Annotated in this window: 24 protein-coding genes; 9 read left to right on the top strand and 15 right to left on the bottom strand. The window is 70.9% G+C overall.

The window, feature by feature from the left end:
- Positions 1-90: 90 nt before the first annotated feature.
- Positions 91-1,257, bottom strand: coding sequence for an FAD/NAD(P)-binding oxidoreductase (locus ABZX22_RS13655; RefSeq protein WP_354908226.1), 1,167 nt, complete (start codon positions 1,255-1,257; stop codon positions 91-93).
- A 151-nt stretch (positions 1,258-1,408) separates the two neighbouring features.
- On the opposite strand from ABZX22_RS13655, the gene ABZX22_RS13650 reads away from it, so the two are divergent.
- Positions 1,409-1,618 carry a heavy-metal-associated domain-containing protein gene (locus ABZX22_RS13650; RefSeq protein ID WP_354908224.1) on the top strand — a complete coding sequence of 70 codons (210 nt, stop codon included), beginning with the start codon at positions 1,409-1,411 and terminating at the stop codon, positions 1,616-1,618.
- 120 nt (positions 1,619-1,738) lie between these two features.
- Positions 1,739-2,716, top strand: coding sequence for an NlpC/P60 family protein (locus tag ABZX22_RS13645; protein ID WP_354908222.1), 978 nt, complete (start codon positions 1,739-1,741; stop codon positions 2,714-2,716).
- 136 nt (positions 2,717-2,852) lie between these two features.
- Here the strand turns inward: ABZX22_RS13645 and ABZX22_RS13640 are convergent, their stop codons facing one another.
- From ABZX22_RS13640 to ABZX22_RS13615, 6 genes are all read right to left on the bottom strand, one after another.
- Positions 2,853-5,093, bottom strand: a complete 2,241-nt coding sequence (locus ABZX22_RS13640; RefSeq protein ID WP_354908221.1) for a heavy metal translocating P-type ATPase — start codon at positions 5,091-5,093, stop codon at positions 2,853-2,855.
- A gap of 28 nt (positions 5,094-5,121) precedes the next feature.
- Positions 5,122-6,126 carry a hypothetical protein gene (locus tag ABZX22_RS13635; RefSeq protein ID WP_354908219.1) on the bottom strand — a complete coding sequence of 335 codons (1,005 nt, stop codon included), beginning with the start codon at positions 6,124-6,126 and terminating at the stop codon, positions 5,122-5,124.
- Positions 6,123-6,332 carry a heavy metal-associated domain-containing protein gene (locus ABZX22_RS13630; protein ID WP_354908218.1) on the bottom strand — a complete coding sequence of 70 codons (210 nt, stop codon included), beginning with the start codon at positions 6,330-6,332 and terminating at the stop codon, positions 6,123-6,125. The genes ABZX22_RS13635 and ABZX22_RS13630 overlap by 4 nt, the downstream gene beginning before the upstream one ends.
- Positions 6,333-6,346: 14 nt before the next feature.
- Complete coding sequence (locus tag ABZX22_RS13625; RefSeq protein WP_354908217.1) at positions 6,347-6,628, bottom strand: metal-sensitive transcriptional regulator; 282 nt, start codon at positions 6,626-6,628, stop codon at positions 6,347-6,349.
- 61 nt (positions 6,629-6,689) lie between these two features.
- A complete protein-coding gene (locus tag ABZX22_RS13620) occupies positions 6,690-8,078 on the bottom strand; it encodes an MFS transporter (protein WP_354908216.1) in 1,389 nt (462 codons plus the stop codon).
- Positions 8,079-8,392: 314 nt separating this feature from the next.
- Positions 8,393-8,626, bottom strand: a complete 234-nt coding sequence (locus tag ABZX22_RS13615) for a heavy-metal-associated domain-containing protein (protein WP_354908215.1) — start codon at positions 8,624-8,626, stop codon at positions 8,393-8,395.
- Between the two features lie 156 nt (positions 8,627-8,782).
- On the opposite strand from ABZX22_RS13615, the gene ABZX22_RS13610 reads away from it, so the two are divergent.
- On the top strand, positions 8,783-9,769 hold the full coding sequence (locus ABZX22_RS13610; RefSeq protein ID WP_354908214.1) for a helix-turn-helix transcriptional regulator: 987 nt from the start codon (positions 8,783-8,785) through the stop codon (positions 9,767-9,769).
- A 140-nt stretch (positions 9,770-9,909) separates the two neighbouring features.
- On the opposite strand, the gene ABZX22_RS13605 is transcribed toward ABZX22_RS13610, so the two are convergent.
- Complete coding sequence (locus ABZX22_RS13605; RefSeq protein ID WP_354908213.1) at positions 9,910-10,692, bottom strand: hypothetical protein; 783 nt, start codon at positions 10,690-10,692, stop codon at positions 9,910-9,912.
- A gap of 95 nt (positions 10,693-10,787) precedes the next feature.
- Here ABZX22_RS13605 and ABZX22_RS13600 point away from each other — a divergent pair, with 95 nt between their 5' ends.
- Positions 10,788-13,928, top strand: coding sequence for a tetratricopeptide repeat protein (locus ABZX22_RS13600; protein WP_354908211.1), 3,141 nt, complete (start codon positions 10,788-10,790; stop codon positions 13,926-13,928).
- Between the two features lie 29 nt (positions 13,929-13,957).
- Here the strand turns inward: ABZX22_RS13600 and ABZX22_RS13595 are convergent, their stop codons facing one another.
- Positions 13,958-15,817: a hypothetical protein gene (locus tag ABZX22_RS13595; protein ID WP_354908209.1), complete on the bottom strand. Its 1,860-nt coding sequence runs from the start codon at positions 15,815-15,817 to the stop codon at positions 13,958-13,960.
- A gap of 200 nt (positions 15,818-16,017) precedes the next feature.
- Between ABZX22_RS13595 and ABZX22_RS13590 the strand changes: the two genes are divergently transcribed.
- Positions 16,018-17,031, top strand: a complete 1,014-nt coding sequence (locus ABZX22_RS13590) for a hypothetical protein (RefSeq protein WP_354908208.1) — start codon at positions 16,018-16,020, stop codon at positions 17,029-17,031.
- Positions 17,032-17,211: 180 nt separating this feature from the next.
- Positions 17,212-18,246 carry a hypothetical protein gene (locus ABZX22_RS13585; protein WP_354908207.1) on the top strand — a complete coding sequence of 345 codons (1,035 nt, stop codon included), beginning with the start codon at positions 17,212-17,214 and terminating at the stop codon, positions 18,244-18,246.
- 110 nt (positions 18,247-18,356) lie between these two features.
- Here the strand turns inward: ABZX22_RS13585 and ABZX22_RS13580 are convergent, their stop codons facing one another.
- Positions 18,357-18,566 (bottom strand): hypothetical protein, encoded by a 210-nt coding sequence (locus ABZX22_RS13580; RefSeq protein ID WP_354908206.1) that lies wholly within the window; start codon positions 18,564-18,566, stop codon positions 18,357-18,359.
- A 14-nt stretch (positions 18,567-18,580) separates the two neighbouring features.
- On the opposite strand from ABZX22_RS13580, the gene ABZX22_RS13575 reads away from it, so the two are divergent.
- Positions 18,581-18,928 (top strand): DUF4386 family protein, encoded by a 348-nt coding sequence (locus ABZX22_RS13575; protein WP_354908352.1) that lies wholly within the window; start codon positions 18,581-18,583, stop codon positions 18,926-18,928.
- Positions 18,929-19,072: 144 nt separating this feature from the next.
- On the opposite strand, the gene ABZX22_RS13570 is transcribed toward ABZX22_RS13575, so the two are convergent.
- Both ABZX22_RS13570 and ABZX22_RS13565 read right to left on the bottom strand, forming a co-directional pair.
- Positions 19,073-20,278 (bottom strand): alpha/beta hydrolase, encoded by a 1,206-nt coding sequence (locus ABZX22_RS13570; RefSeq protein WP_354908204.1) that lies wholly within the window; start codon positions 20,276-20,278, stop codon positions 19,073-19,075.
- Positions 20,279-20,652: 374 nt separating this feature from the next.
- Positions 20,653-20,814 carry a hypothetical protein gene (locus tag ABZX22_RS13565; RefSeq protein ID WP_354908203.1) on the bottom strand — a complete coding sequence of 54 codons (162 nt, stop codon included), beginning with the start codon at positions 20,812-20,814 and terminating at the stop codon, positions 20,653-20,655.
- 20 nt (positions 20,815-20,834) lie between these two features.
- Between ABZX22_RS13565 and ABZX22_RS13560 the strand changes: the two genes are divergently transcribed.
- Complete coding sequence (locus tag ABZX22_RS13560) at positions 20,835-21,638, top strand: carbon-nitrogen hydrolase family protein (RefSeq protein ID WP_354908202.1); 804 nt, start codon at positions 20,835-20,837, stop codon at positions 21,636-21,638.
- 13 nt (positions 21,639-21,651) lie between these two features.
- Here the strand turns inward: ABZX22_RS13560 and ABZX22_RS13555 are convergent, their stop codons facing one another.
- From ABZX22_RS13555 to ABZX22_RS13545, 3 genes are all read right to left on the bottom strand, one after another.
- Positions 21,652-21,819 carry a hypothetical protein gene (locus tag ABZX22_RS13555; protein WP_354908201.1) on the bottom strand — a complete coding sequence of 56 codons (168 nt, stop codon included), beginning with the start codon at positions 21,817-21,819 and terminating at the stop codon, positions 21,652-21,654.
- 182 nt (positions 21,820-22,001) lie between these two features.
- On the bottom strand, positions 22,002-24,095 hold the full coding sequence (locus tag ABZX22_RS13550; protein WP_354908200.1) for a hypothetical protein: 2,094 nt from the start codon (positions 24,093-24,095) through the stop codon (positions 22,002-22,004).
- Positions 24,096-24,207: 112 nt separating this feature from the next.
- Complete coding sequence (locus ABZX22_RS13545; protein ID WP_354908199.1) at positions 24,208-24,906, bottom strand: hypothetical protein; 699 nt, start codon at positions 24,904-24,906, stop codon at positions 24,208-24,210.
- 207 nt (positions 24,907-25,113) lie between these two features.
- Between ABZX22_RS13545 and ABZX22_RS13540 the strand changes: the two genes are divergently transcribed.
- Positions 25,114-26,274, top strand: coding sequence for a histidine kinase (locus ABZX22_RS13540; RefSeq protein WP_354908198.1), 1,161 nt, complete (start codon positions 25,114-25,116; stop codon positions 26,272-26,274).
- Positions 26,275-26,281: the final 7 nt, after the last annotated feature.

The following is a 26,281-nucleotide window of genomic DNA, read 5'->3' as shown; positions in this document are numbered from 1 at the left end:
GGCGGCGGACACGGTGGTGTTCGTCAGCTCGCACCACTGGCGGCCCGCCCGTTCGTGGGCTCGGCCAAGCGTCTTCCGGACTGCCGGGCTTCAGCGCCCGCCCGAGGCCGTGATCTCGCGCTTGAGCCGTATCCAGTCCTTGGGAGAGTTGACCGCCACGGCGCCCGTCGCCACGCCCCGCCGGGTGAAGGCCACCGCGAACCGGTCCTCCTCGAGCGATCCCGCGACGATCTGTGCCTCGTCCGCCAGGTGCGGGAGACCCGCGGTCTGGATCCTGGCGCCGTGCACGTGCGTGGCGAAGGACGGCACCTCGAGATAGGGCCTGGCGTCCTGCCGGCCGGCCAGGAGGTTCTTGGCGGCCACCCCGCCCTGGTCGTTGGCATTGGACCAGTGCTCCACGCGGACCAGCTCTCCGTCGTACATCTCGTGCGGCCAGCGGGCCACGTCGCCGGCCGCCACGATGTCGTCATGGCCGCGGGCGAAGAGCGTGGCGTCGCAGAGCAAGCCGTCGTCGAGCGCCAGTCCGCTGCCCTCCAGCCACTCGGTGTTGGGCGTCACGCCCGCCGCGGCCACCACGAGGTCCGCGGGAATGTTCCTGCCGTCCGTCAGCGTGACACCGGTCACCCGTTTCGTTCCCCGCACGCCGGACACCCGCACGCCTGAGATCAGCTCGACTCCGTTGCGCTCATGATGCGCCGCCAACCACTGCCCCGTCGCCGTCCCCAGGGTGCGGCTCATCGGGTACGGCCCCGCGTCGACGACGGTCACCTTCACCCCCAGTACACGGGCGGTCGAGGCGACTTCTCCCCCGATGAACCCACCACCGATGATCACCAGGTGCTCGGCGCCGGACTCCAGTTCCGCCCGCAGGGCCAGCGCGTCCTCGATGGTGCGGAGCGTGTGCATTCCGTCGAGCGGCCCAGGAACGCTTCGCGGTCTCGCGCCTGTGGCGATGACCAGACCGTCGTAGCCCACCTCGGAGCCGTCGTCGAGAAGGACCGTCTTGTCGGTGGTGCGCAGCCGTACCGCCTGCCTGCCGCGCAGCCAGTGGTCGTCCAGCTCCTCCGCGCCGGGCAACGAGACGTCGTCGTCCCCGCGAAGGACGCTCTTGGACAGCGGCGGGCGGTTGTAGGGCGTGTGCTTCTCCGCGCCGATCAGCGTGATGTCCCCGTCGAACCCTTCTCGCCGGAGACTCTGCACCGCGCGGAGGCCCGCGAGGGCGGCGCCGACGACGACAACTCTTCGTAGGTTTCTCATGGCCGACAACATACCCAAGGGGGGTATATGCAGACGATGTGATCTTCGTCTCATATACCCTCACCCGGTATGGGTTGCGTCTCCGGCCGCGGCCACATATGGTGCAGCATGCCGATACCCGCTAGGGGTATTTGAGGAGAAGGTGAAAGCGATGAGCACCAGTACGTTCGTTGTATCCGGAATGACCTGCGGACACTGCGTCGGCACGGTGAAGTCCGAGGTCGGCAAGGTCTCCGGAGTGTCCGCCGTCGACGTCGAGCTTGCCTCCGGCAAGGTGACCGTGACCGCCGACGGACCCGTCGACGAGGCCAGGGTGAGGGAGGCGGTCGAAGAGGCGGGATACGAGCTCGTCGGCAGCTGACTCGACCAAGCTCCCACCAGGCCGGTGCGCAGGCGGCGCGCCGGCCTGTTGTCATGTCCGAGCGCCGGCGCCCTTCCTCCTGTCGCCGGTAGAGCCGGAGCCGGTCCGCGCGGGTGACAGATGACCGGAGGGGTGCCCACGGCGGCGGCTGTCGTGCTTGCTCTGGCCGCCCCGATCTCCGTACAGGGAGGCGCCCTCGCCGCGCCACCGCCCACCATCCCTGAGGCCCGAGCCCGGCTCGTGAAGCTCAACGAGCGCGCTGATCAGATGGTCGAGAAGTACAACCAGGCCGCGGAGACGCACCGGAAGGCCAAGAAGAAGTACGACTCCCTCAACGCCGACCTCAAGGCGAAGGGAGTGCGCGTCGACGCCCTGCGCCAGAGCCTCGTCACGGTGGCGGTCAACCGCTACCAGTACGGCGACCCGACCGGCTGGGGGCATCTCTTCGTCCAGGGCGAACCACAGGCGATGCTGGGATCGCTCGCCTCGATCGAGCAGATGGCACAGACCAGCACAGCGGAGCTGGCCGCCTTCGAGGCGGCCACGAAGGAGCTGCGTGATCAGCGGGTCGCCGCCAAGACCGCTCTGTCCGAGGCGGACGCCGCGCGTGACCGCGTCCGCGGTGAGAAGACGAAAGTCGACAGCCTGGTCCGCGACCAGATCACGCTCCTGCGCAGACTGGGTGCCTTCAAACAGGGCAACCCCACCAGCACCGGCGTCACGTACACCGGCTCCGCCTCGGGGAACGCGCGCCTGGCCCTCCAGTTCGCCTACGCGCAGATCGGCAAGCCGTACCGATACGGCGCCACCGGCCCCGGTTCCTACGATTGCTCCGGCTTCACCCAGGCGAGCTGGCGGGTGGCGGGAGTAGAACTGCCCCGCACCACCTGGGACCAGTGGAGCTGGGGCGCCGATCGCCGCGTGTCCCTGGACGAGCTGCAACCGGGAGATCTCCTCTTCAGCAAGGGCCTGGGCCATATGGGCATGTACGCGGGCAACGGAAAGATGGTCCACGCTCCCCAGACCGGGGACGTCGTCAAGGTCGTCGACCTGGACGACGACTGGCGCAACCGCCTGCTCGGAGCGGTCCGTCCTTGACGCGACGCCACCGGGCGGACGCGGTCAGGTGCCCCTGTCCTGTGCGTGTCCCCCAGGGTGGTGACTGAGGACGCCGACATGGCCGGAGACGCCATCGTCTCCGGCCATGTCGGGGGCTCTCGTCCTCGCCGCCGCCCTACTTGAAGCCGCGCAGCCTGAGGCTGTTGCTCACCACGAAGACGCTGGAGAACGCCATCGCGGCTCCGGCGATCATCGGGTTCAGCAGCCCCATCGCGGCCAGCGGCAGGGCGGCCACGTTGTAGGCGAAGGCCCAGAACAGGTTGCCCTTGATGGTGCGGAGCGTCCGGCGGGACAGCCGGATGGCGTCGGCGGCCACCCGCAGATCGCCCCTGACGAGGGTGAGGTCGGAGGCCTCGATGGCGGCGTCAGTGCCGGTGCCCATCGCCAGGCCCAGGTCGGCCTGGGCGAGGGCGGCGGCGTCGTTGACCCCGTCGCCCACCATGGCGACCGTCCGGCCCTCGGCCTGTAGTTCCTTGACGACGTCCACCTTGTCCTTGGGCAGCACCTCGGCGATCACCTCGTCGATGCCGACCTCGGCCGCGACGGTCCTGGCGACCGCCTCGTTGTCGCCGGTGAGCAGCACCGGGGTGAGACCGAGCGCGCGCAGCTGCCGGATGGCCTCGGCGGAGGTGGGCTTGACCACGTCCGCCACTTCCAGCACCGCGCGTGCCTTGCCGTCCCAGCCGACCGCGACCGCCGTACGGCCGGCGGCCTGGGCCGCCTCCAGCGCACGCTCGAGATCGACGGGCAGGTGCTGGGACCATTCGGCCAGCAGCTTGGGCCGGCCGACGAGGACGGCATGCCCGTCGACGATGCCCTGGACGCCGAGGCCTTCGATGTTGGCGAAGTCCTCCGGGGTGGGCAGGCTGCCCACCTTGTCGGCGGCGCCGCGTGCGACGGCCTGGGCGATGGGGTGCTCGGAGGCGTGCTCCAGCGCGCCTGCCAGGCGCAGGACCTCGTCGGCGTCCTCGCCGTCGGCCACGTGCGTGGCGACCAGCGTCATCCTGCCCTCGGTGACGGTGCCGGTCTTGTCCAGCACCACGGTGTCGACCTTGCGGGTGGATTCCAGCACCTCCGGGCCCTTGATCAGGATGCCGAGCTGCGCGCCCCTGCCCGTGCCGACCAGCAGGGCCGTCGGTGTGGCCAGGCCCAGCGCGCACGGGCAGGCGATGATCAGTACCGCGACCGCGGCGGTGAAGGCCGCGCCCGCGCCGCCGCCGGTGCCCAGCCAGAAGCCCAGCGTGCCCAGGGCCAAGGCGATGACGATGGGGACGAAGATGCCCGAGATGCGGTCGGCCAGCCGCTGGACCTGCGCCTTACCGGTCTGCGCGTCCTCGACCAGCTTGGCCATCTGGGCCAGCTGGGTGTCGGCCCCGATCCGGGTGGCGCGCACGACCAGGCGACCACCCGCGTTGACGGTCGCGCCGGTGACCGCGTCGCCCGGCCGCACCTCCACCGGGACGGACTCGCCGGTCAGCATGGAAGCGTCGACCGCGCTCGAGCCCTCCTCGACCACGCCGTCGGTGGCGATCTTCTCGCCCGGCCGCACCACGAACCGGTCTCCCACCGCCAGCTGGCCGGTGGGGATGCGGACCTCGACGCCGTCGCGGAGGACGGCCACGTCCTTGGCGCCCAGTTCCAGCAGCGCCCGCAGCGCGGCGCCCGCCCGGCGCTTCGACCGGGCCTCGAAGTAGCGCCCCGCCAGGATGAACGCCGTCACGCCCGCCGCGGCCTCGAGGTAGATGTTGCCCGAGCCGTCGGTCCTGGCGATGGTGAACTCGAACGGGTGGGTCATGCCGGGGGTGCCGGCCGTACCGAAGAACAGCGCCCACAGCGACCAGCCCAGTGCGGCGAGCGTGCCCAGGGAGACCAGCGTGTCCATGGTCGCCGCGCCGTGGCGCAGGTTGGTCCACGCGGCCTTGTGGAACGGCCAGCCCGCGTAGACGACGACCGGCGCGGCCAGCGTCAGCGACAGCCACTGCCAGTTGGTGAACTGCAGCGGCGGGATCATCGCCATCGCGATCACCGGGATGCTCAGCGCCAGCGAGGTGAACAGCCGGTTGCGCAGCGGACGCAGCTCGTCCTCGGGCTCGGCTTCGGGAGCCGACTCGGCACGCGGCGGCGCGGGAAGCGCGGCGGTGTAGCCCGCCGACTCCACCGTGGCGATCAGCTCCTGCGGGTCCACTCCCTCAGGAAAGGTGACCTTCGCCTTCTCCGTCGCGTAGTTGACCGTCGCGGTCACGCCCTCGAGCTTGTTCAGCTTCCGCTCGATCCGGTTGGCGCAGGACGCGCAGGTCATGCCGCCGATCGATAGTTCGACCGAGCCTTGGGGCTTGTCGTCGGTGAGGGAGGACATCACCTCTCCTTTCTCAGCGTCCTGCGGATCAGTGCTTGTGGTCGCCGTGCCCGCCGGACTTCGCGGGGCTCGGCGTGGGCTTCGCGGTGGCGGTCGCGGTCTGCCCGGTGTTCACGGTGAAGTCGGCGGTGCGGACCTTGCCTTCGTGCTGGAAGTCCAGGAAGAGGCGGTAGTCGCCCCTGCTCGGCACCTCGGCGTAGAAGACGATCTCGGGGCCGGCCTTGGTCTTGCCGTCGCCGGGCTCGCCGTCGGGGTGCACGTGCAGGTAGGCCAGGTCGCTGCCGCGCAGGGCGACGAGGTGGCCGTAGGCGCCGAGGTAGGGCTGCAGGTCGGTGACCGGCTTGCCGTCCTTGTTCACCTTGAGGGTGAGCTTGCTCGCCTGGCCGGGAACCAGGTCGCCGTCCAAGGTGACGGTGTAGCCGTCCACGTCGGCCGTACGGCTGGCCGCCGGCAGCGCCTTGGGCGTGTAGTCGCCGGCCACGAGCAGATCCGCGCCGAGCGTCAGGGCGCTGCCCCCGGTGGGGGCGAAGTCGGCGAAGGCCCGGTAGGCGCCCGCCGCCGGCAGCGTCAGCTTCACCGACCAGACACCGTTGCCCGCCTCCACCGGGTGCAGATGCTGGAAGCTGCCGAGGTCCCTGGAGACCACGATGAAGTGGAGCTTCTTGTCGTGCTGCACCTGGTAGTCGGTCACGGCGCCACCGTTCGGGCCCGTCACCGTGAACTGGAAGTCGGTCGGCTCGCCGGGCTTGATCGTGGTGGTGAGCGGGTTGAGCGTGTAACCGTTCTCGGACACTTGGAGCCCCCCGGGGGTATCTTCTGACGCCGCCTCAGCGGGCTTGGCGTTCGTGGTGTGCGTTCCGCCGTCGTGTGCGCCTGTCGGCCGGCTGCTGGGGGTGTGGCCCGCACCCTGGCTGTGGCTGTTCGCCTGGGGCGGCGCGCCGACCTCGCCGACCGCGTTGCCCACGCCCAGGGCCCCGCCGAAGACGACGGCAAGGCCCAGGACGTAGGCGCCGAGCCTGGCTGGAGTGTTCACTGGTTCGTCACTTCGTATCCGGCCGCCTCGACGGCGGCGACGATCTGGCCGGCCTCGACGGGCTGCTCGCTCTGGACGGTCAGCAGGCCGGTGGCCAGGTCCACCTCGACGCCTGTCACTCCCGTGACCTCGCTGACCTCTTCCTTGACCGAGCTGACGCAGTGGCCGCAGGTCATGCCCTTGACGGTGTAGGTGGCGGTGCTCATATCGATTCACTCCTTCAGGAACGGACGAGTCGTGCGATGGCGTCGGTGGCTTCCTTGACCTTGGCTTGCGCTTCGGGGCCGCCCTTGACGGTGGCCTCGGTGACGCAGTGGGCCAGGTGCTCTTCGAGGAGGGACAGAGCGAAGGACTGGAGGGCGCTGGTGGCGGCGGACACCTGCGTGAGGATGTCGATGCAGTACTTGTCGTCCTCGACCATCCGCTGCAGGCCTCTGGTCTGCCCTTCGATCCGGCGCAGCCGCCGGAGGTGGTCGTGCTTCGCGTCGGTGTAACCGGCCATCACCCGCTCCCCTCGCTCTGTCTCCTACGAGAACACCATACCCCCCTAGGGTATTTCAATGTCAAATTCGTGCGGGGTCGGGCTGCTCCTGCACGGCCGCCGGCCGGCGCATGAGCACCAGCGAAAGCAGCGCGCCGGCCACGGCGACGACCGCCGCCCCGATGAAGGCCGCCTGGAAACCCTCCGTGAGCTTGGCGAGGTCGCCCAGCTCACCGGCCCCCTGCGAGGTGGCGATGGCGGTCATGACCGCCAGGCCGAGAGCCGAGCCCACGTTGTAGGTGGTGTTGACGATGCCCGAGGCGAGACCGGCGTCCTCAGGACGCGCTCCCGACATCGCCGACATCATGGCCGGGATGTAGGCCAGCGACATGCCGACCGCGGCGATCAGGCTGGCAGGCAGCACGTCGGCGACGAAGGTGCCGTCGGGCCGGGCGAAGGACAGCCCCGCGACCCCCGCCGCCAGGACGAGCAGGCCGAGGACGATGAGCGGCTTGGCACCGAAGCGGCCGAGCAGCCTCGCGGTGATCCCGATCATGAAGATCATGATGGCGACGGTCATCGGCAGCAACGCCGCACCGCCGGGGAAGGCGCCGTAGCCGAGCACCTGCTGCAGGTAGAGGTTCAGGAAGTACCACATCGGAATCCACGCCGCGCCCAGCAGGGTCATCGCCAGGTTGGCGGTGGCCAGGCCCGGCGTCCGCCAGATCGACAGCGGCATCAGCGGCGCCTTCACCGTGCGCTGGATGACGAAGAACAGCGCGAGCAGTGCCGCACCGCCGAGGGCGACGGCCCAGTTCATGTCGACGATGGCGTAGACGACCAGAGCGACTCCCGCGGTGGCGGAGATGCCGCCGAGGACATCGACCGAGCCGCGCCTGCCCGGAGTGGCGGGAAGAAGGGCGGGGACGGCCAGCAGGGTGGCCACGCCGATCGGGATGTACACGATGAACACCCACGGCCAGCTGAGGTACTCGGTGATGACGCCGCCAAGGAAGACGCCGGCCGTGCCGCCGGCCGGGGCGGCCGCGCCGTACAGGGACATGGCCTTGCCGAGCTCGCGCGGGTCGTGGCTGAAGAGCATCATCAGCAGCGTCATGGCCGCCGGGGCGATGAGCGCGCCACCGACACCCTGGACGGCTCGGCCGAGGATCTCGACCCACGCGCTGCTCGCGGCCGCGGCGACGACAGAACCGATGATCAGGATCGCCCAGCCCGCCGTGAAGATCTTGCGGGCGCCGAACAGATCGGACAGGCGACCGCCCAGCAGCAGCAGCCCGCCGAAGGCGACCACGTAGGCGTTGAACACCCACTGCAGGCCGCCCTGGGAGAAGCCGAGGTCGCGCTGCATGTCCGGCAGCGCCACTCCGATGATCGAGGTGTCCATGATGACCATGAATTGCGCGGCGGCGAGCACGATGAGTGCCCACCACCGGCGCGGGTTTGCTGACATGACGCTCATTCCTATACCTGGTAGGGGTATGTGTTTTCGACGGCAGGGAACGTAACATACCCCCATGGGGTTTGCAAGAGACCCGGGTTTCCCGCACGTCCGCGTGAGGCGGCCCCCCGTTCGGCTCCATCGGCGCCAGGACCACGGAAAGGGGCTCCGGATCAACTCCGAAACCCCTTACTGCCGGAACCCCGCTCGGCGTCCATTCAGGTGGCGGCCGTCCTCGGCGCCGGACCGCCCAGCCGATTTACTATCCATGCTAGTAAGTCATCCTGTCGGCATCGCGACCTCGACGCCCGACCGGACCATGTGTGTCAGGAACCGACGACATCGCAGCCGGCGGCGTCGATCGCCGCCCTGACGAGCTCCTCGTCCACAGGACCGTCGGTCAGGATGCTGATCTTCGCCTCCCTCGGGTTCATGTCCACGCCGACGACACCCGGCACCTGGATGAGCTCGGACTTGATTCCGGCGAGACAGTGGCCGCAGCTGTCGGGAGACAGCCCCATGACGATGTAGGTGATCAGACTGTAGGCAACGGTGATCATCCCGTTCCTCCTTGCGCTTCATGCGTACGAAGATCAGGCAGATGACTCGAGTCCGCCCTCGTGAGAGATCTTCGCGGAGTTGTGGCGCTTTGCGGAGCTGTGGAGGCTTCGGGGTCACGCCATGGCGAGAAGAGGACATCTCCTACTGTTGGTCGTATGTCCGACCAGACCGGCTCCTCCCCTGTGGACGACGATCGCCACGCCCAGGCCCTGTACCAGCGCATGCATGCCAGAGGCGAGTCGCTCGCCGCCGCGTCGGCCGCGCTCGCCCTGACCCCGGTCGAGGAGTCCCGCGCACGGAACCGGCTGGTACGGCTCGGCCTGCTCAATCCCGAGTCGGAGCTGACCGTCGAGACGACGGCGGCCCTGATGCTCAGCCTGGAGCGCGGCCATCGGGCCCTGGACAAGCTGGTCCAGCAGCACGTCATGACAGCGGCCGTGGCCAGGAACTACCTGGGACTGGCTGCCGGGGACGGCGACGACGTCCACGTGGAGTTCTACGCGCGTGAGGAGCACAGGACGCGGCTCGCCCAGCGACTGGACGATCTGGCCGCGACGGTACGGCACGAGGTCGTGGCGCTGCACCCGCCGGCGAACTGGGATCCCCGCAGGATGGGGGCCGTCTACGAGCGCGACAGGATCCACGTGACCAAAGGTGTCCGCGTGCGGTCGATGCACGCCCAGATCGCGCTGGCCGACCCTCCCATGCGGGAGCTCCTGCGAGCGCGGGCGGCGCGTGGGGTCGAAGTCAGGGTCGCCCCGGTCATTCCCACCAGGATGCTGGTCTACGACCGGCACCTGGCGATCGTCCAGGCCGATCCGGACGACCTGGACGCGGGTGCGGTGCTGATCCGGAGCGCCAACGTGGTCAGGTCGCTGGCGGCGATCTACGACTACCTCTGGATGACGGCGTCCGAGCTCGATGACGTGCCCCGCTCGGCGGACGGCAGCACGTTGACGGAGCAGCAACGCGCGGTGCTCCGCATGCTGGCGGAGGGGGCGAAGGACGACGCCATCGCCCGGAGCCTCGGCGTGTCGACGCGTACGGTGACACGGGTGGTCGGCGAGCTTTCCACGATGCTCGGGGCGGGCAGCCGGTTCCAGGCAGGCGTGCGCGCCACCCGGCTGGGCTGGCTCGACTGACCGCCCGGAAGGAGGACGGAACCGCTGGTTACCACCGGCGGCAGGGCAGGAAGGGCCGGGGCATTCCGCTCCCGGCCCGTCCGGCCCTCTCCATCGCGTCCCGACCTGATCAGTGATGACGGGTATCGGTACCCATGCCGTCAGTCGCGGAAGCGTCCCTCTCGCGTGTAGACACAGCCGCCCCCGAGACAGTTCGGGCTGGAATTCCAGCCGTCGTCGTAAGAGACCTTGCGCGGGCGCTTGACTATGCCTTTATCGACTATCTGGTGCTGTCCCGGCGCCACCGTGGAGTCGAAGTGCTTGACGTACTTTCCCCAGATGTTCTTGTAGTAGATCCGATGCCTGGCGAAGAGATGGCTCGGCGAACCTTCCGGGGTGCAGTTGACGATGGAACTCTCGGCGTGGCGCTTCGCGCCGCCGAACTGGGAGCTTTCGTAGGACTTGGGAGCCAGTCCCGGGACCCCCACGTCATGCCAGTTGACCCAGCCGAAGTGGGAGGCATCACATGCGGCCGCGCCCGAGATGACCGCGCTCCGCGGCGGCGTCAGACCGCCGGTGGCGACCGGCGACGTGGTTATCCTGCGAAACTGCAGCTCCGGCGGCGTGTCGGCGCCGTGATCGTCGACCAGACGCTGCGGCACCGCGACATCTCGTGGGGTGATCTCCAGATAGGTCTCCAGAAAGGAGTCGTCCTCGTCACGGGCGATGAGCAGGGTGCGGCCGATCATCCCGGTCTGCACCATTCCGATGTCGTCCGACGGACGGCTGTCGGTGAAAGTCACCGTCAGGCCATTGGTGTATTCGAGCTGAGCCAGCCGTACGTCCACGTCAGTCTCTTCATCGCCGGCCGTGGCCATGGCCGTGGAAGGGGCGAGAATCAGCGCGCCCGCGATTCCTGCCAGCAGGGCCGGAGTGAATCTCATGGTCTCTCCTTGTGAATGGGATGCCGGGACCAGAGGTAACGGTAAGAAGCGATCTTTCAGTTGCCTTAAAGGTGAGCTCAGCGGATACTGCGCCTGTGACGGCGACCGGGCATCTGCTGCCGCGACCCCAGCTCATGCGTTTCCTGGATCAGATCGTGCGGCACCGTCTCACGGTGGTGACGGCCGGACCGGGCGGCGGAAAGACGTCGGCCGTGCGCGCATGGGCGCAGACCCTGGACGTGCCTGTGACATGGGTGACCCAGGCCGACGATGCCACCCTGGTCGAAGAGATCTGCCAGGGCCTGGCGGCACCTGCGGCATGGGCCCGGTCGACGGGGCCCGCCGCGGACGACCCGGCCCGTACCGCTGCGCTCGCCGCCGAGCTTGGCGCCGCGCTGCCGTCCTCCGCGGTTCTCGTGATCGACGAGGCGGAACGGCTCGCCCCGCATACGGCCGGCAGCCGCCTGCTCGAGGGCCTGTGCCGGCACGGCGGAGACAACCTGCATCTGGTGCTGATCTCGCGTTCGGGTGCGCCCTTTCCCATTCAGCGGCTCTGCGGCCTGGGCCAGGTGTTCCGGGTCTCGGCCGAACACCTGGCCTTCACGCTCGACGAGACGGGATCGCTGGCCCGGCTGGTCCTCGGGGAGCACGACGACGTGCTGGCGAAGGAGGCCCAGGAGCTCACTGCCGGCTGGCCGGTGGCCGTGCGTCTGGCGCTGAGCTGGCTCCGCGGCCTGCCCCCGGAAGGCCGGTTGAAGCGCCTCGCCGCGGCGACCGGGCCGCTCTTCGACTATCTGGTCGAAGAGGTGCTCCATGACGGTGACGTGCGACTGAACGAGTTTCTCCGCGCGGCCGCGGCACTGCCCTGGTTCACCCCGGAGCTGTGCGCGGCGATCGGCCTCGACATCTCCAGTCACGAGATCAGCACCCTGGCCGACCAGCACATCCTGATCACGCAGCGTGAGGACGGCTATGCCGTGACGACCCTGGTCAGGGAAAGCATCGGAGGTGCCGACCGGAACCGCGCGTCGCGGGCGGCCCGCTGGTACGAAGAACACGGGTTCGTCAGGGAGGCCCTGGCCGTCTCGAGCGACCCCGCCCACCTCGCCGCCATGATCGAACGTTGGTGGGACACGCTGCTGGCCGAGGGGCGTCCCGTGGAGGTGGTGCGGGCCTGCCGCGCCGTACCGGCGGAGCTGCGGACGTCCACTGTCGACCTGGCCGAGGGCCAGGCTCGGCAGGTTCAGGGCGACTGGGCGGGAGCGCTCGACTGTCTGCGCCACGCCACGGCCACGGATCCCGCCGTGGCGTGGCGGATCGGGATGATTCACTACCACCGCGGCGACTACCGGGCGGCGCTGAAGGCGTTCGAGCGCGGCGTCCTCACCGGTGAGGCCTCCCCCCACGAGGCCATGCTGCTGGCCTGGACCGCCAGCGCCCGCTGGCTCGTCGGCGACCTCTCGGACGCGGCGCGGCTGGCAGAGCGCGCCCTGTCCGTCGCGACAGCCTGTGGCGACGAGCGGTCGGCGGCGTGCGCGCACACCGCGCTGGCCATGGCCGCCCACGACGAGGGCGACCGGGCCGCGAGCGAGCGACACAGCACGCTCGCGCTCGCCGCCGCCGAGAGCGCGGGCGACCTGCTGCTGGCCGTACGCGTCCTGGCCAATCGAGCCTCGCACCGCACCGAGGAGGCGCGGTACGCGGAGGCTCTGGTCGACCTCGAGCTCGCGGTTCGGCGGGCGGAACTGGCAGGCGCGCCGGTCAACGCGGCGATCGTCCTGCACAACCGCGCGGAGGCACTCATGGGGCTCGGCAGGCTCGACGAAGCCCTGGCCGACTTCGGAGAGGCGCGCGACATCCTCGGACGGGTCGGCAGCGACAAGCTGGGCCATCCGTTGGCCGGCCTCGGCAAGGTCTACCTCGAGCGCGGAGACCTGTTACGCGCCAGGTTCAGCTACGAGAACGCGTTGAAGCACGCCGAGCAGCTCCAGGATGTGCACCTGATCCAATCCGTCCTGGCCGGGCTGGCGCGAGTCCACGTCGTCGACGACCCTGAGCGAGCCGTCCGGCTCGCCGAACGCGCGGTAGCCACAGGCAGCGGATCCAGCCAGGTCGGGGCGTTCCTGGCGGCCGGTTGGGTCTGGGCGGAAGCCGGTGATCGGGCCAGGGCCGCCGCCTGCGCGCGGTCCGCCCGTGAGGCCGCCGCGAACCGGCGAGATCGGGCGGCCGCGGCCGAGGCGCTGGAACTGTCGGCCATCACAGCGGCCGGCTCGCCGGAAGATCGTGCGGAACTGCTCGCGGCGGCCGGCGAGATCTGGACGGAGATCGGCAGCACGCTGGGTGCGGCGCGCAACAGTTTCGCCCGGGCGTCTCTCAGCCGCACCGATCGCGGCAGCCGGCGTGACGGCCGCCGCGAGGCGGAGCGTGAGCTGCGTCGCGCCGGGATCCGTGGTCCGCACGACTCCGGCGCGGGGCTGTTGCGGGCGATCGCCCTCCTGGACCCCGGCGCGGTGCGCTTCTGCGTGCTCGGCGGGGTACGGCTGAGCCGCCATGGACGTTCCGTCCCCGCCGCCGAGTGGCAGTCTCGGAAGGCTCGAGATCTGTTGACATGGCTGGTCTGCCAGCGAGGGCGACCCGTTGCCCGAGAGGCGGCGATGGAGGCTCTCTGGCCGGAGGAGGACCCGTCCCGATGCGCCAACCGGCTCTCGGTCGCGCTGTCGACCGTCCGCTCCGTCCTTGATCCGCAGCGGAAGTTCGGCGCGGGAGAGTTCGTTCGAGGAGACAAGCACACCGTCCAACTGGTCGGACTTCGCGTGGACGTCGAGGAGTTCCTGTCCGCCGCCGCCGAAGCGCTCGCCGCGCACGATGATGATCTGCTTGCCTCGGCCGAGGCCCTGTACACAGGCGACGTCTGCGAGGACTCCCCCTACTCCGGATGGCTGGAGCCCTTGCGGGAGGAGGCTCGAGCCGTCTACCAGGCGCTGCTGAGGGCACTGGCGTCGCGTGCACGGCAGGCCGCCGAACACGACGGAGCGGTCCGCTATCTCTTGCGGCTGCTCGAACAGGACGCCTATGACGAGGAGGCGCACCTGGACCTGGTCCGGACATTGACCATGGCTCGCCGTCACGGGGAAGCCCGCAGACGGTACCGCATGTATGTCGAGGCGATGGGCGAGCTGGGTGTGGAACCGGCGCCCCTTCCTGTCGTCGACGACCGGCCGGCCCTCTCGGCGTAGTCGCGTTCCGGCCGAACCGGGCTCGCCCGTCACGAGTCCTCGGCGGACAGCAGCCGGGCCAGGGTGTCCAGACCGTGGTGAAGCCGGCGGAAGTAGGTGGCCCTGCTGATGTGGAGCTGCCGGGCGAGCTGCTGGTGCGTGCGCGGTCTGCCCAGGTAGTAGTGGCGCAGGATCCACCCCGCCTCGGTGTCCTCCGGTGCCTCGCCGTCCTCCAGGGTGCGCACGGCATCGCGCAGCCACTCCTGCAGGTCCCGCACCGTCGCCGTGCGCGCGCAGGACAGCAGCGGGCTGTCGGCCAGTCTGGTCTGGTCACGGATGTGGGTCAGGGCCCAGCCCACCTCCCGGCCCGTCGGGCCCTGGGCGCCGCCCCCGTCCGGGGCGGGGACGAGCCGCTCCACCCAGTCGGACAGCGCGTCCTGGCCGAAGTCCTGGCTGTAGATCTCGGGCCTGCGTCCGCACCGGTAGATGTCGTCGGTGGTCGTGCCGTGCCGCCGGAACCGCAGACCGCGCAGGAGCCGCTGGTAGACGGGGTTCGGCGTGGAGACCGTCAGCAGGACGCCGCGGGAGCGGACCTGGTGCAGCAGGTGGCGCAGGAGGAAGGCGTGCAGGCCCGCCTCGGGGCAGTAGGCGGCCCCGAGGACCAGGCTGCCGGTGCCCCCAGGCCGGTCGAAAAGTGCGTCGGTGTGTTCCTGGAGCAGCGACTCCACGCTGGTCGCGGTGCGCTCGGTGACGTGGAGCAGGCCGATGAGGCCGGCGGACCGGCCGTCGCCGTCCTTCAGCAGGTGGAAGCCCGAGGGGTCGTCGCGCAGCCATTGCTCCACCATGCGGTCCGTCCGCCGGGGGTCCAGCCCTCCGTGCCGGGCCCAGCGGTGCATCAGCTCGCCGATGTCGTCGGCGTCCCCGGGGTCGGCGGTGTGGACCAGACCCGTGGGCAAGGCGTCGGGGAACCTCTCGGGAAACAACGTCTCGCGCACGGCCGCGTCGTCGGACAGCGCCATGACGCCCTCGGCGAGGCGGCTGCGGTACTCGGCGCTCGGCTCTGTGGCCACCAGGCGCTTGCGGTAGGCCAGCGCCCGGGTCCGGGTGCCGCGGTGGGCGGCCGGTTGCCGCCACCGGTGTGCCAGCTCGATCACCGTGCGGAACGGCTCGGCCACGGCGAGCCCGAGCTCGGTGCGGGTGACGACGCTGAGCCCGCCGAGGGCGTCGAACAGCTCCGGGTCGACCTTCAGCAGCGCCTCGTCGCCCGACCACACGGTGGCCAGCCGGTCCAGCGCGCCCCGCCACCGGGCGGCGGGGGACTCGCGCGACAGCCGTTCGACGATCTCCCGGGTGACCTGGTCGGCCACCGCCCCCGCAACGTGCGGCGAGGCGCCCGCGTGCAGCGCCCGGCATGCCGCGCCGGCGATCAGCGGGTTGCCTGCGGCCAGGCGGACGACCAGGTCCCGACCTCGCGGGGCGTGCAGCTGCGCGTCCGCGGCCAGCTTCCTGATCCGCTCGTCCTGCCAGGCGGAGATCTTGAGGACCGTGACTCCCGACAGGGTCCACGCCGGGTGGACCAGCAGCGAGCGCCTGCTCACGATCAGAACCGGCCTGCCGTCCTCCGGCCGCCGGGTCCGCACGGCCTCCAGCGCGGACAGCGCTGCCTCGCTGTCCACGCCGTCGAGGGCGAGCGGTGTCCTGGTCTGTTCGGCGAGCGCGGCCGGTACGGCCTGCCGGGTGCCCGGCTGCGACAGATCCAGCACCGGCACCGAGGTCAGGCTCGACACGAGCCGGGACTTGCCGATGCCGAGGGGGCCCGTGAGGTTGACGAGCGCGTGCCTCGTCAGTGCCTCCCGCAGAACGTCCGGGGTCACGCCCGGAGCGGGCCCGGCCTCTGGTGTCTGTCCCATCAGATCTCCTTGCACTCCTCGACGAACGGTCCATCGCCGCACATGGCGAACACCTCATCGACCCGGCGACGCGGCGAGGAACCGGGCTGCGGCCCTCGTGAGACTGTGAGACTCCCGTGAGACTTGGTTTGTTTGCTTCCCGACTAGTTTGTCGTCCGTGGTCACCAGGCACGCGGGACCGAACGCGCGGGGGGGAAGACATGCAGGGCCACACCATGTCCGTACTCGGCCTGACCGGAACCGAGGAGGACGTGTACCGCCACTTCCTGCGCCATCCACGCACGCCCGCACGCGACATCCGGGAGGTGTTCTCCTTCGGCGAGGAGAGCGCGACGCGGGCGCTCTCGCGCCTGCGCGACCTGCGGCTCCTGCACGGGGACGACGAGAGCACGTGGGCGTCGGAGCCCGAGGTGGCCGTGCCCCGGCTGATCGAGGAACAGCTCGAGGCGATGCACCGGACGATGCGCCGGCTCGTGGACCCCTGGCCCATCGTGCGTGCGCTGCAGTGCGACCGGCAGGACCCGGTGCCGGGGCTCTCCGGGACGGCCGACGGCGCGGGCGTCGCGCTCCGCCGACTGGAAGACGCGCGGGAGGTACGCGCCCACATCGACCAGCTGGCCTTCAGCGCCCGGGACGAGGTCCTGGCGGCCGAGCCCTACGACACGCTGTCACCGCGGGACATCGCGCACGGGCGGCCCGTCGACGCCCGCTGTCTGCGGCGCGGCGTGCGCGTCCGGAACCTCGTGCGCGCCTCCGCCCTGAAGGATCCGGCGACCCTGGGCTATCTGCGGGCACTGCACGCCGACGGTGCGCAGATCAGGGTCGCGGACGAGTTGTCGGACCTGATGCTGGTCTACGACCGACGCACGGCGCTCCTCCCGATCGACCTCCACGACACCGGCAGGGGCGCCCTTCGCATCGAGGAGAGCACTCTGGTGGGCGGCGTCATCAGCCTGTTCGAGAGGCTGTGGGCGGCGGCGACGGACCTCGCCGAGCTGACGGCCCCCGACGCCGGGCAGGTCATCCGGCTCTCCGAGACGCAGCTGCGGGTGCTGACCTGTATGTGCACCGTGAGCAAGGACGAGGTGGGCGCCCGGCGGGCCGGCATGTCGCTGCGCACCTACCGCCGGCACATAGCGGATCTGCTGCGGGTGCTCGACGCGGGTAGCCGTGCGCAGGCGGCGTTGACCGCGCGCGAGCGGGGCTGGGTGTGACCGCGTGGTACGGCCCGCTCGACGGGTCTCACCGTTCGTGATCAGCGGATTCGTACGGCAAGGCGCGGGTCTGACAAGCCGTGCGAGGTTCTTTCACACGGATCGTCACCCGCGCACGGCCTTTCTCCGTTATCGTCACTCGCGCATCATCGGCAAAGTCCGTCATGATCGGGAGACTTCATGCGCGCGGTCCTCTCCGCTGCTGCGGCGGCCTTCACCCTCCTCCTCACCTGCATGGCCGCCCCTTGGCCTGCTGTCGCCTCCACCGCGGCCCTGCCGGGCGGCAAGGCGACCTATGTCGTCTCGCAAGGGCACCTGAAGGCCGCGTCCAGCCAGAACTGGGTACGGCTCGGCAGCTACCGCTTCGCCGCCGACGGCACGGTGACCGCCGCTCTGTATCTGTGGTGGCAGCGCCATCCCGAGGCCAGGCAGCGCACCGGCAACACCCCTGACTCGGGCTGCACCACCAGGGCAGGCGGTTCCCGCTCGCTCCCCCGTACCTGCGAGGTGCTCACCGCCGGGGGTTTCACCGGCTCCCCCGACGAGAACCGCACCGGGACGTACACCGTGTCGGGCAACGTGGTGAGCATCCGGTGGAAGATCGCCCAGACGTGGACCGAGCAGTGGTACGTGCGGCCCTCCCCCGACGGCGCTCTGGCCCGCCTGGACCTCAAGTCCAGCACGCTGGCCACCCACGGTTACGGCTACGGCAGCAACGCGGCGCTCGGCACCCGGCGCGCGATGAGTTCGGTGAAGGCGTTCGCCGGCACTCTCCGGCAGGACCTGACGAGCTGGGCGGGCGGCAGGATCGTCGCCACCGGCGGTCAGAGGTTCGCTCATTCCTCCTTCCGCGCCTGTGCCGACACCACCTGGTGTCTGACCTACCTGCAACCGTCGTCCGCGGGCGCCTGCCAGAAGTCGGGCGGATGCCCCAGGTACGGAGGCGGGACGAAAGCGAACGTGAGTTCCATCCAGTACTACCTCACGAAGATCTCCAACTCCGATCGCCGCGACACGTTGTGGCACTGGTGCACCTGTCTGGCCATGGAGCGCGGCGAGTTCTGCTACACCGGCAACTCCCACGTCAAGCCGCTCATGCAGATCATCGACGACAAGGGCGCCTTCCGCGGATGGGTCGGCGCGGAGGCCTCGTTCTCGACCGGCTCCAGGGGCGCGGACATGCTGGCGGTGTTCCGCATCACCGACTTCCGCTGACCGGAGCGAGCGGCCCGCACGATCTCCGCGTGACCCCCTGGGGGCCGCAGCACCGAACCGTCTCCGCCCTCGCCGACGCCCTCGCTCGCGACGAGATCGCCGCAAGGAGCTCATCGACCTGGCGCGGGACGGCCGGCTGCGGGATCGCTGGACGCGTTGCGGCGGGCGGCGGCCGGCACGCCGCCCGCGTCCGTGATCTCGTAGACGGTCCGCTCGGGGTAGAGCTGGTCGCGCTCGGTCTCCTTGACGGCGACCAACCCGCCGGCGAGCAGCCGGTCGATCGTGCGGTACAGGCTCGACCGCTGCCCGACGTTGACCACCTGTCGTCGCCAGGATCCTCGAGAGCGTCCTCCTGCTTCCCGCCGCCATCGGTCCGCTCCTGCTGGTGGCGCTGGGCACCACGCCGGACGCCGGCACACCTGACGGCGCGGCGCGCCTGGACACCGTCCGGGCACTGACCCAGACGTACGACAGGTGGGGGCACGCCAGTGCGGTCTTCTTCTGCCTCAGCGTCCTGCTCCTCAACCACCTGCTGTACCGGTCAAGGCTCGTCCCCCGGTGGGTGTCCGGCTGGGCGCTCGTCGCGGTGGCACCGTACCTGGCCGGAAGTCTCCTCGTCATGTTCGACCTGCTCGCCGGGTCCTCGGCGGCCTACGCCGTTCTGGTCGTCCCCTGGCGCTGAACGAGATGGTGCTCGCGGTCCGGCTGCTGGCGAAGGGGTTCAGCACACCGTCGTCGCCGCTCACCGCCCAGGTCGCCGGCGCCGGCGGCGCCGCGTGACGCGGTGCGGAGGAGGGCTGGCCGCCGGGGGCGGGCACGGCGGCCGTCAGCGCCAGAACCTCACCTCCGGGTAGCGGCGCGAGGCCCGGTCGAGCAGCGGCCGCGACTGCTTGCGCAGGTGCAGGTCGAAGAAGGCGCCGACATACGCGCGGAGGACCTCCACGGTCCGCGGACCCGAGAGCGAGGAGTCCAGTTTGAGTCCGAGCTGCTGGGCGAAGAGCGGATAGTCGCAGAACGACCGGTGTTCCATGCCGTCGAAGGTGATCCAGCGCTTCCAGCCGGTCATGCGCTTCCAGTCGCGCCCCCAGGAGGTGTCGCCCCCGCCCGGCTGGTGGATCTTCCCCGCGCCCAGCATGAGGAACGGCCGGGACAGCCCCTTCTCCGGAAGCGGGATGAAGAAGGTGCCGTCCATGTTGATCCCGGCGCGGAACCGGCGGTCGCCGAGCATCGTCCAGGTGGCGCTGTTGCCGCCGATGGAGTGACCGGCCATCCCGATCCGGGAGGTGTCGATCAGCCCGCCGCCCTTCCAGGCCGGGTTCGGCCCGGTCAGCCGGTCGAGCACGAAGGAGACGTCCGCGACCCTGGTGCGGGTGACCTTCACGAGGCCGGGCAGGTCGACCGACTTACAGGCGACGCAGGTCGCGGTACGCCCGCCGGGCAGGGACGTGCCGAAGGACTCGTAGGTGTGGTCGATGCCCGCCACGACGTACCCCTTGCTCGCCAGGTCCTCGGCCAGGGCCGTCAGCGAGGAGCGGGGCACGGTGAAGCCCGGCGACAGCACGACAAGGGGCAGGCCGCGTTCGCGGCCGAGCGGCGCGGCGTCGAGGGAGGCGTTGGTGCGGGTCCTACTCAGCCGTACGGCGTTCGCGGGCACGGCGCGCGCCTCCAGCCCTTTCAGGACGAGGGCCGCCTCCTTCATGGTCATGTACGGCGCCCGCCGGCCGCTGGGCGCCTTCGCCGGATACCACAGCGAGACCATGAGCTCGCGGGCCTTCTCCTCGGGCACCCACGGGTCCGGGCGGGAGTCGTCCACCAGATGCAGCACGGTGGTGCCCACGGGGTGCGGTCCGGTCGGCCGGGGCAGCGCGAAGACCGCTGCGGGGTTGGCGGCATCCGTGGTGGTGGAGGACGCGCGCCGCCCGGTGGAGGGCATGGCGGCCGGCGCGGTGGCACCGGCCGCCACGGCGGGCACGGAAAGCGCGAGCATGGCGGCGCCCGCGGCCAGCGCGCCGCGAAGGATGGTCGTTGACATGGCGACCATGCTTCCCCCGGGTGGCCGCTGGCGACTCAGCCGAAAGATCCATTACGGGTTCCGACTTCCGGACAGGAGGAGAACCGGCTTCGCTCTCCCCCGCCGGCGACCATCCGCGCGGCGGGCACCGGCGCGAGACGTTGCCGGCATCGGCCCGAGGCGTGGCGGTTCCGCCTCGTAACGGCCGTATCTGCAGGTGAACCGGTGCCGCGGCGGCGTCTTGCCCGGGCGCGCCGACCTGCAGCGGAGTTAGACGAAGGTCTACCCCGCGCATCTACCAATGTCCTATGCCCGGCGAGTGGTCTCCGTTCCGAGAACGAGGCCAGGACCACACCTGGAGACGAGGCCGGCTTTCCCGGCCGCCGGGCGGTCGCTCAACGGACGCGTCGCCCGATGGCGACCAGCGCCACGACCGCCGTGCCGACGACGAAGGTCAGCGGGTCGAGCACGTCGGCGAGGAACAGGGCCGACCAGCACATGGTCAGGATCGGCTGGAGCTGCCGCACTCCCCGGGCGAGTCCGGCGCTGGGTGCCACGCGGACGCTAGGATGCCGCCGTGTCCCAAGAGACGTTGATCGTGGCGGTCGCCCAGACTTCTGCCCGCCTCGGTGACGTGACCGCCAATGCTCACGCGGCGGCCACGTCGATCCCCGTGGCCGTCGAATCCGGGGCGAAGCTTCTCATCTTCCCCGAGCTCTCCCTCGTCGGCTACGACCTCGACCTCCTGGACGACCCGGCGGCGTGGGTGACCGAGGACGACCCACGACTCGACGTCGTCCGGCAGGCCGCTCGGGACTGCGGGGTGACCGCGGTGGTGGGCGCGGCCTACCGCCGGGCCGACGGCACGGCGTGGCTCGCCTCGCTGGCGGTGCGTCCGGACGGAAGCATCCATGCCTACGGCAAGCAGAACCTGCACGGCCGCGAGCGCGATCTCTTCCAGCCCGGTGAGCCGGGTCCGCTTCTCGACGTCGACGGCTGGCGGGTCGCCCTCGCCATCTGTTACGGCGCCGGCGTGCCGGCCCACGCCGAGGACGCGGTCCGCCGAGGTGCGGAGGTCTACGCCGGATCGGTCCTGTACACGCTCGCGGAGGCGCGGCGGCTGGACCTCCACTTCGGGGCACGCGCCATGGATCACCGCATGTTCGCGATCGCCGCCAACCACGCCGGCACGGGGCCGGGCTGGGTCTCGTGCGGTGGCAGCGGGGTCTGGCACCCGGACGGGACTCGGCTGACGCAGGCCGCGACCGGCCCGGGGCTGGTCACCGCGGCGCTGTCGCGCGGCGAGCTGCTCGCCTTGCGCGACAGGGACGCGCTGGCGGGCTACCCGCGCAGCACGGTTCCCGGCGCCTCGCCCGCGTAGAGGGCCGAGATCGTCAGCGGCCGGCCGAGCGCCGCAGCTCGTCGAGGATCTCGAACTCCTCCGCCGTCAGGTCGGCGGCCACGCTCAGCCTGCCCGTGGACGTCTCGAGTTCGATGGGCGGCGGCCGCTCGGCGCTCTCCGGCACGACCTCGAAAAGCGGCTTGCGTTCGGGGTTGCTCACTGTCCCAGCATGCCACGGGATCACTGACGGGGTCGCCGGCCGGCCTGGCCAGGGAGCCTCGTGATGGGGACCGCCGGACGGCACCGCCCCGCCGCCGCACTCGATGTGATCAAGGCAGGGCGAGGCGGTGAGGGCATCTCCTGACGGCGTCCGAGGCGGCCGGTCCAGGCGGGCCGGATCCGTCAGGTGCAGGTGACGCTGTACGTGACAGGTTCGGAAACCGCCGTGTTGGGCGCGACGACCTGAAGGTAGCCGGTCACCCTTCCGCCGGTGGACTGGACGGCGCGCCAGTCCTTCCACTCCACCGTCCTGGTGAGCGGGCCGCCCTCGGGGAAGGTGATCCGCTCGGTCGGGCTGCTGGTGTTGTTGTCGAAGCGCCAGGCGTACTCGACCGGCACCGACGTAGGCGCGGACACGGTGATCGTCGCGGTGGCCTTCAGGTCGACGGGGCAGGCGCCCGTGTGGTTGGACGGCGTGATGGCGGGGTTCGTCACCGACGTCACCTTCCCGCCGGTGTTGGGCGCGGGCGGCTTGCCGTTGCAGGTCAGGGAGTACTCGCCGGGCTCGCCCTGAACCTTGGCGGGGCCGGTGACGTCCAGCCATACCTTGGCCGCGTGGCTCTTGGAGGTCATCCAGGAATGGGCGGCACGCTGTGTCCCCGGCTCGGTGAACCGGAGCTTCTCCTCCTGCCAGTAGCCGCCGTCGTCCCAGCGCCACCGGTAGGTCACGGTCAGCGGGTAGGTCAGGCCCTTGGGGGCGGTGACCGTCGCCGCGGCGGTGAGCTGGTAGGGGTTGGCCGTCGTGCAGGCGCCCGGTTCGCGGCTCCACGTGGTGACGGCCGCCTTGGACACGGTGAGCTGGGCCGGCTCCTCGCCCTTGCAGGTGACCGACCAGGTGATCGGCGCCGAGTCCTTCCAGTGGCCGTAGTCGTCGCCGGTCGCGACGGCGAACGCGGTCGATCCCGTCGTCGTGCCGTTCTCGACCCAGTCCCTGGTGTAGGTCCTGGTCCCCGAGATTCTCTCGGAGGTGAGGCCACCCGCGCCGGGGTACTTCCAGTAGTGCCAGACCACCACGGGCCCGCCCGTCACGGTGATCGTCGCCGTGGTCCGCACCGTCACGGGGCAGGCCCCCGTGTACGGCTGGGCGGGCGAGGCCACCTTGGTCTCGGAGAAGCTGATGTCGACGCACGCGATCGTGAACTTCACCGGTTCGGTTCGGGCCAGAGCCGGCGAGGTGACCTCGACCCAGGCGGATCCGCCGCTCGTCCTGGACGGATCGGCGACCGGCCAGGCGAGGGTGAGGTCCCTGGTGAGGTCGGTGCCCCTGATCTCGATCTCGCCGGGGACCGTGGTCCCGTCGCTGCGGACCCACCTGTAGGTGACCTTCGCCGGCTTCGACACCGCGAGGGTCGCGTGGAAGGTGAACTGCAGGGGCCTGGTGCAGGAGCCCTGGTAGCCGGCCGGGCTCACCCACGGGTTGGCCGCCTTCACGACGACCGGGGGCGGCGTCGGGTCGGTCGTGCAGGTGACGCGGTACGGGGCCCTGTTCGAGGTGCTCAGCACCCTGCCGTCCGGGCCCAGGATCTCGATCCAGCGCGTACCCGACTGGCTGGTCAGGAAGGCGCGGCTGGAGGTGACCGTACGCGTGGAGGCGTCGGAGAACCACAGCCGCTCGGTGCCGAGCGCGCCGCCGTCGCTGTCCACCCATCGGTAGGAGACGGCCGCGGGCACCCGGGAGACGGTCAGCCTGCCGGTGAAGCGCAGCGTTCCGCCGCCGACCGGGCACTTTCCTGCGTAGTCGTCGCCGGTCGCCTCGGCCGACGCCGTGGGTGCCGGCGGCGCCTGTCCTGGTCGCCTGGAGACGCCGGCGTCACGCAGGCCGGCGCCACAGGAGACCGTGTAGTAGGCGCGCTTGGAGATCAGCTTCTTCGGGCTGAGCACCTGGACGGCCTGCCAGCCCCGGGTGCTGCCGGTGAAGGAGCGCCGTTCCCGCAGCGTCACCTTCGCTCCCGCGCGGACGGTCTTCACCGCGCTCTTGCTTCCGTCGCTGCGGATCCAGCGGTACGTCAACCGGTCGGCCCCCTTGACCGTGACGGCCGCGGAGAACACGGTCGAGACCGGGCACTGCTCGCCGCCACGGGCCGGGGAGGCCTTGACCGCGGCGATCCTGACCATGGGGTCCGCCGCCGCGTTCGCGGGAGCGGTGAATACCCCCGCCGACAGGCAGAGAGCGGCGGCCAGCGCCACGGCACTCCGCCACCATAGGTTCTTCCTCACGCAAACTCCGATTCAGTGATGTAGCGCGCGTAGTCTGGCCAACGCGACTTGCGGGAGAGTGGGAAGCGGCTGCAAACGTCACCGTCCCGCCGCCGGCGGCCTGCCGCCGGGATCACGCCGCGGCGCGCACGCGCTGCAACGTGCGCACGCCCGCGACCGCGAGCGGCAGGAACAGCAGGCTGAACGCGCCGCCCACCACATACGTCAGGTCGATCGGGATGAACATCATCGCGACGAAGGCGCCGAGGTAGACGGCGCTCAGCCACCAGCCGACGACACCGGCGCGGGCGAGCCCGGCGCACACGGCGAGCAGGCCCAGGAAGGCGAACATCTCGGTGCCGCTCCACAGGGGCATGAACGCCGACCCGTCCACGGTGTCCGAGATCCGCACCGCGACGTCGAGCGGCAGCTGCCGGCCGAGGACCATCCGCCACCAGTCGTCGCGCACGGCGCCGGACACGTTCAGCAGCCCGAGGGCGGCGGCCAGCGCGCCGAACAGGGTCAGCCACCGCCCCTTCCTGCCGCGGACGAGCCCGGGCACGACCATCGCGCCCAGCGCGCCGGCGATCAGGCCGTAGTGCAGCAGGATCGCCGACAGCTCCGTCAGGAAAGCGTCGCGGGCCAGCGAGGTGATGTAGTCCACCGTCGAGTCGGAGTCCTGCGGTGGGCAGGTCATCATGCCGGCGAGCATGAGCAGGGGGCAGGCGATCAGGGCGGCACCGCCGGCGCGTCGCAGGAACCGGCCGGCTCGATCGGCGGGCTCGGCAGGCGCGGGCCCGGCGGCCGTCGCGCTGTGGGCAAGGGGGGGCATGTCGTACCTCCGGGCTTCGGTGTCGTTGGCGAAGGAACTCTCTCGCCGGGACGCCGGGCGGCGCGTCAGCCATTGCGTATCGTGACGGGTCCACGCGTCGGTGGACCGGCTCTCGCGCGGGTCCACCGTTCGAGGGACCCGCTGAGCGGCGGCGGTCCGCCGTCCGGCGGACTCGGCGGGCACCGGGCATGATTACCATCTGTAGCCATGACGATGACCCGGCTGAGGGACGCCCGCCTCATCCCGCTGGTGTTCGGCCCGCTGATCGGCGTCCTGTCCGTCGTGGAGACGAAGCTCGACGACTTCTTCGGCGCCAGCGCCGCGGCCACCTGGGTCTCGGGGATCGTGCTCGGCGTCGGCGTGGTGCTCGCGACCTGGTATCCGCTCGCCGGTGCGGCCATCGCGGCCATCTGCTTCCCGGTCGGCGTGGTGGCCTTCGACGCGCCGGGTGCCGGCGGTGCGGCGATGATCGGCCTCATCGGGGCGGTCGCCTGGGCCGGATGGCGGGAGCCGCCGCGGCGTTCGGCCGTCGCGCTGTGCGTCGCGGCCGTGTCCTTCGCCGGCACGTCGGTCGTCGGCGGCCAGTCGCTGTGGGAGCTGTTCTTCGTGCCGGCGATCCTGCTGCCGGGCTGGTACATGGGGCTGCTGGCGCGGCGCAACGGCGAACGCGCGGTGAAGCTGGCCGAACTGGCCGCGGCGCTGGACGCCGAACGGGAGGCCAACGCCCAGGCCGCGGTCGCGCAGGAACGCACGCGCATCGCACGGGAGGTGCACGACGCCGTCGCGCACTCGGTCAGCGTGATGACCCTGCAGCTGGGCGGCTTGCGCCGGCTGCTGGCCGATCGTCCCTCCGAGCAGGAGATCGTGGTCGGGCTGGAACGGCTCGGGCGGCAGACGGTCGAGGAGATGCGCGGCCTGGTCGGCATCCTGCGCGAGCGTCCCGACGGTGAGCGGCCGACGCCCGTCCCGTCGCTGTCCAGGGTCGACGAGCTGATCTCCGACGTCCGCGCCGCCGGCCTGGAGGTGCACCTGGACTCCCCCGCCGACCTGCCGCGGCTGCCGCCGGTGCTGGACCTCACCGCCTACCGGGTCCTGCAGGAAGCACTGACGAACGTGCTACGGCACGCCGGCGCGGCTCCGACCGCGGTCGCCATCGGATACACCGAGCAGGCGCTGACCCTGGAGGTGCGCAACGAACCCGGGCGGGCGGCGCGCGCATCCACCGCATCGCCCGCGAAGCGCGGCGGCCACGGGCTGGTCGGCATGCGTGAACGGCTGGCGATGGTGCACGGCAGCCTGCACGCCGCCCCGGAACCGGACGGCGGTTTCGCGGTCCGTGCCCGATTCCCGCTCCCCCGAACCCGGTAGGGACAGG

The sequence above is a fragment of the Nonomuraea sp. NPDC003804 genome, from assembly GCF_040610675.1.
In the GTDB taxonomy this organism is placed as follows: domain Bacteria; phylum Actinomycetota; class Actinomycetes; order Streptosporangiales; family Streptosporangiaceae; genus Nonomuraea.
Note: the sequence above shows the minus strand (reverse complement) of the source record. Positions and strands in the feature narration are given on the sequence as shown.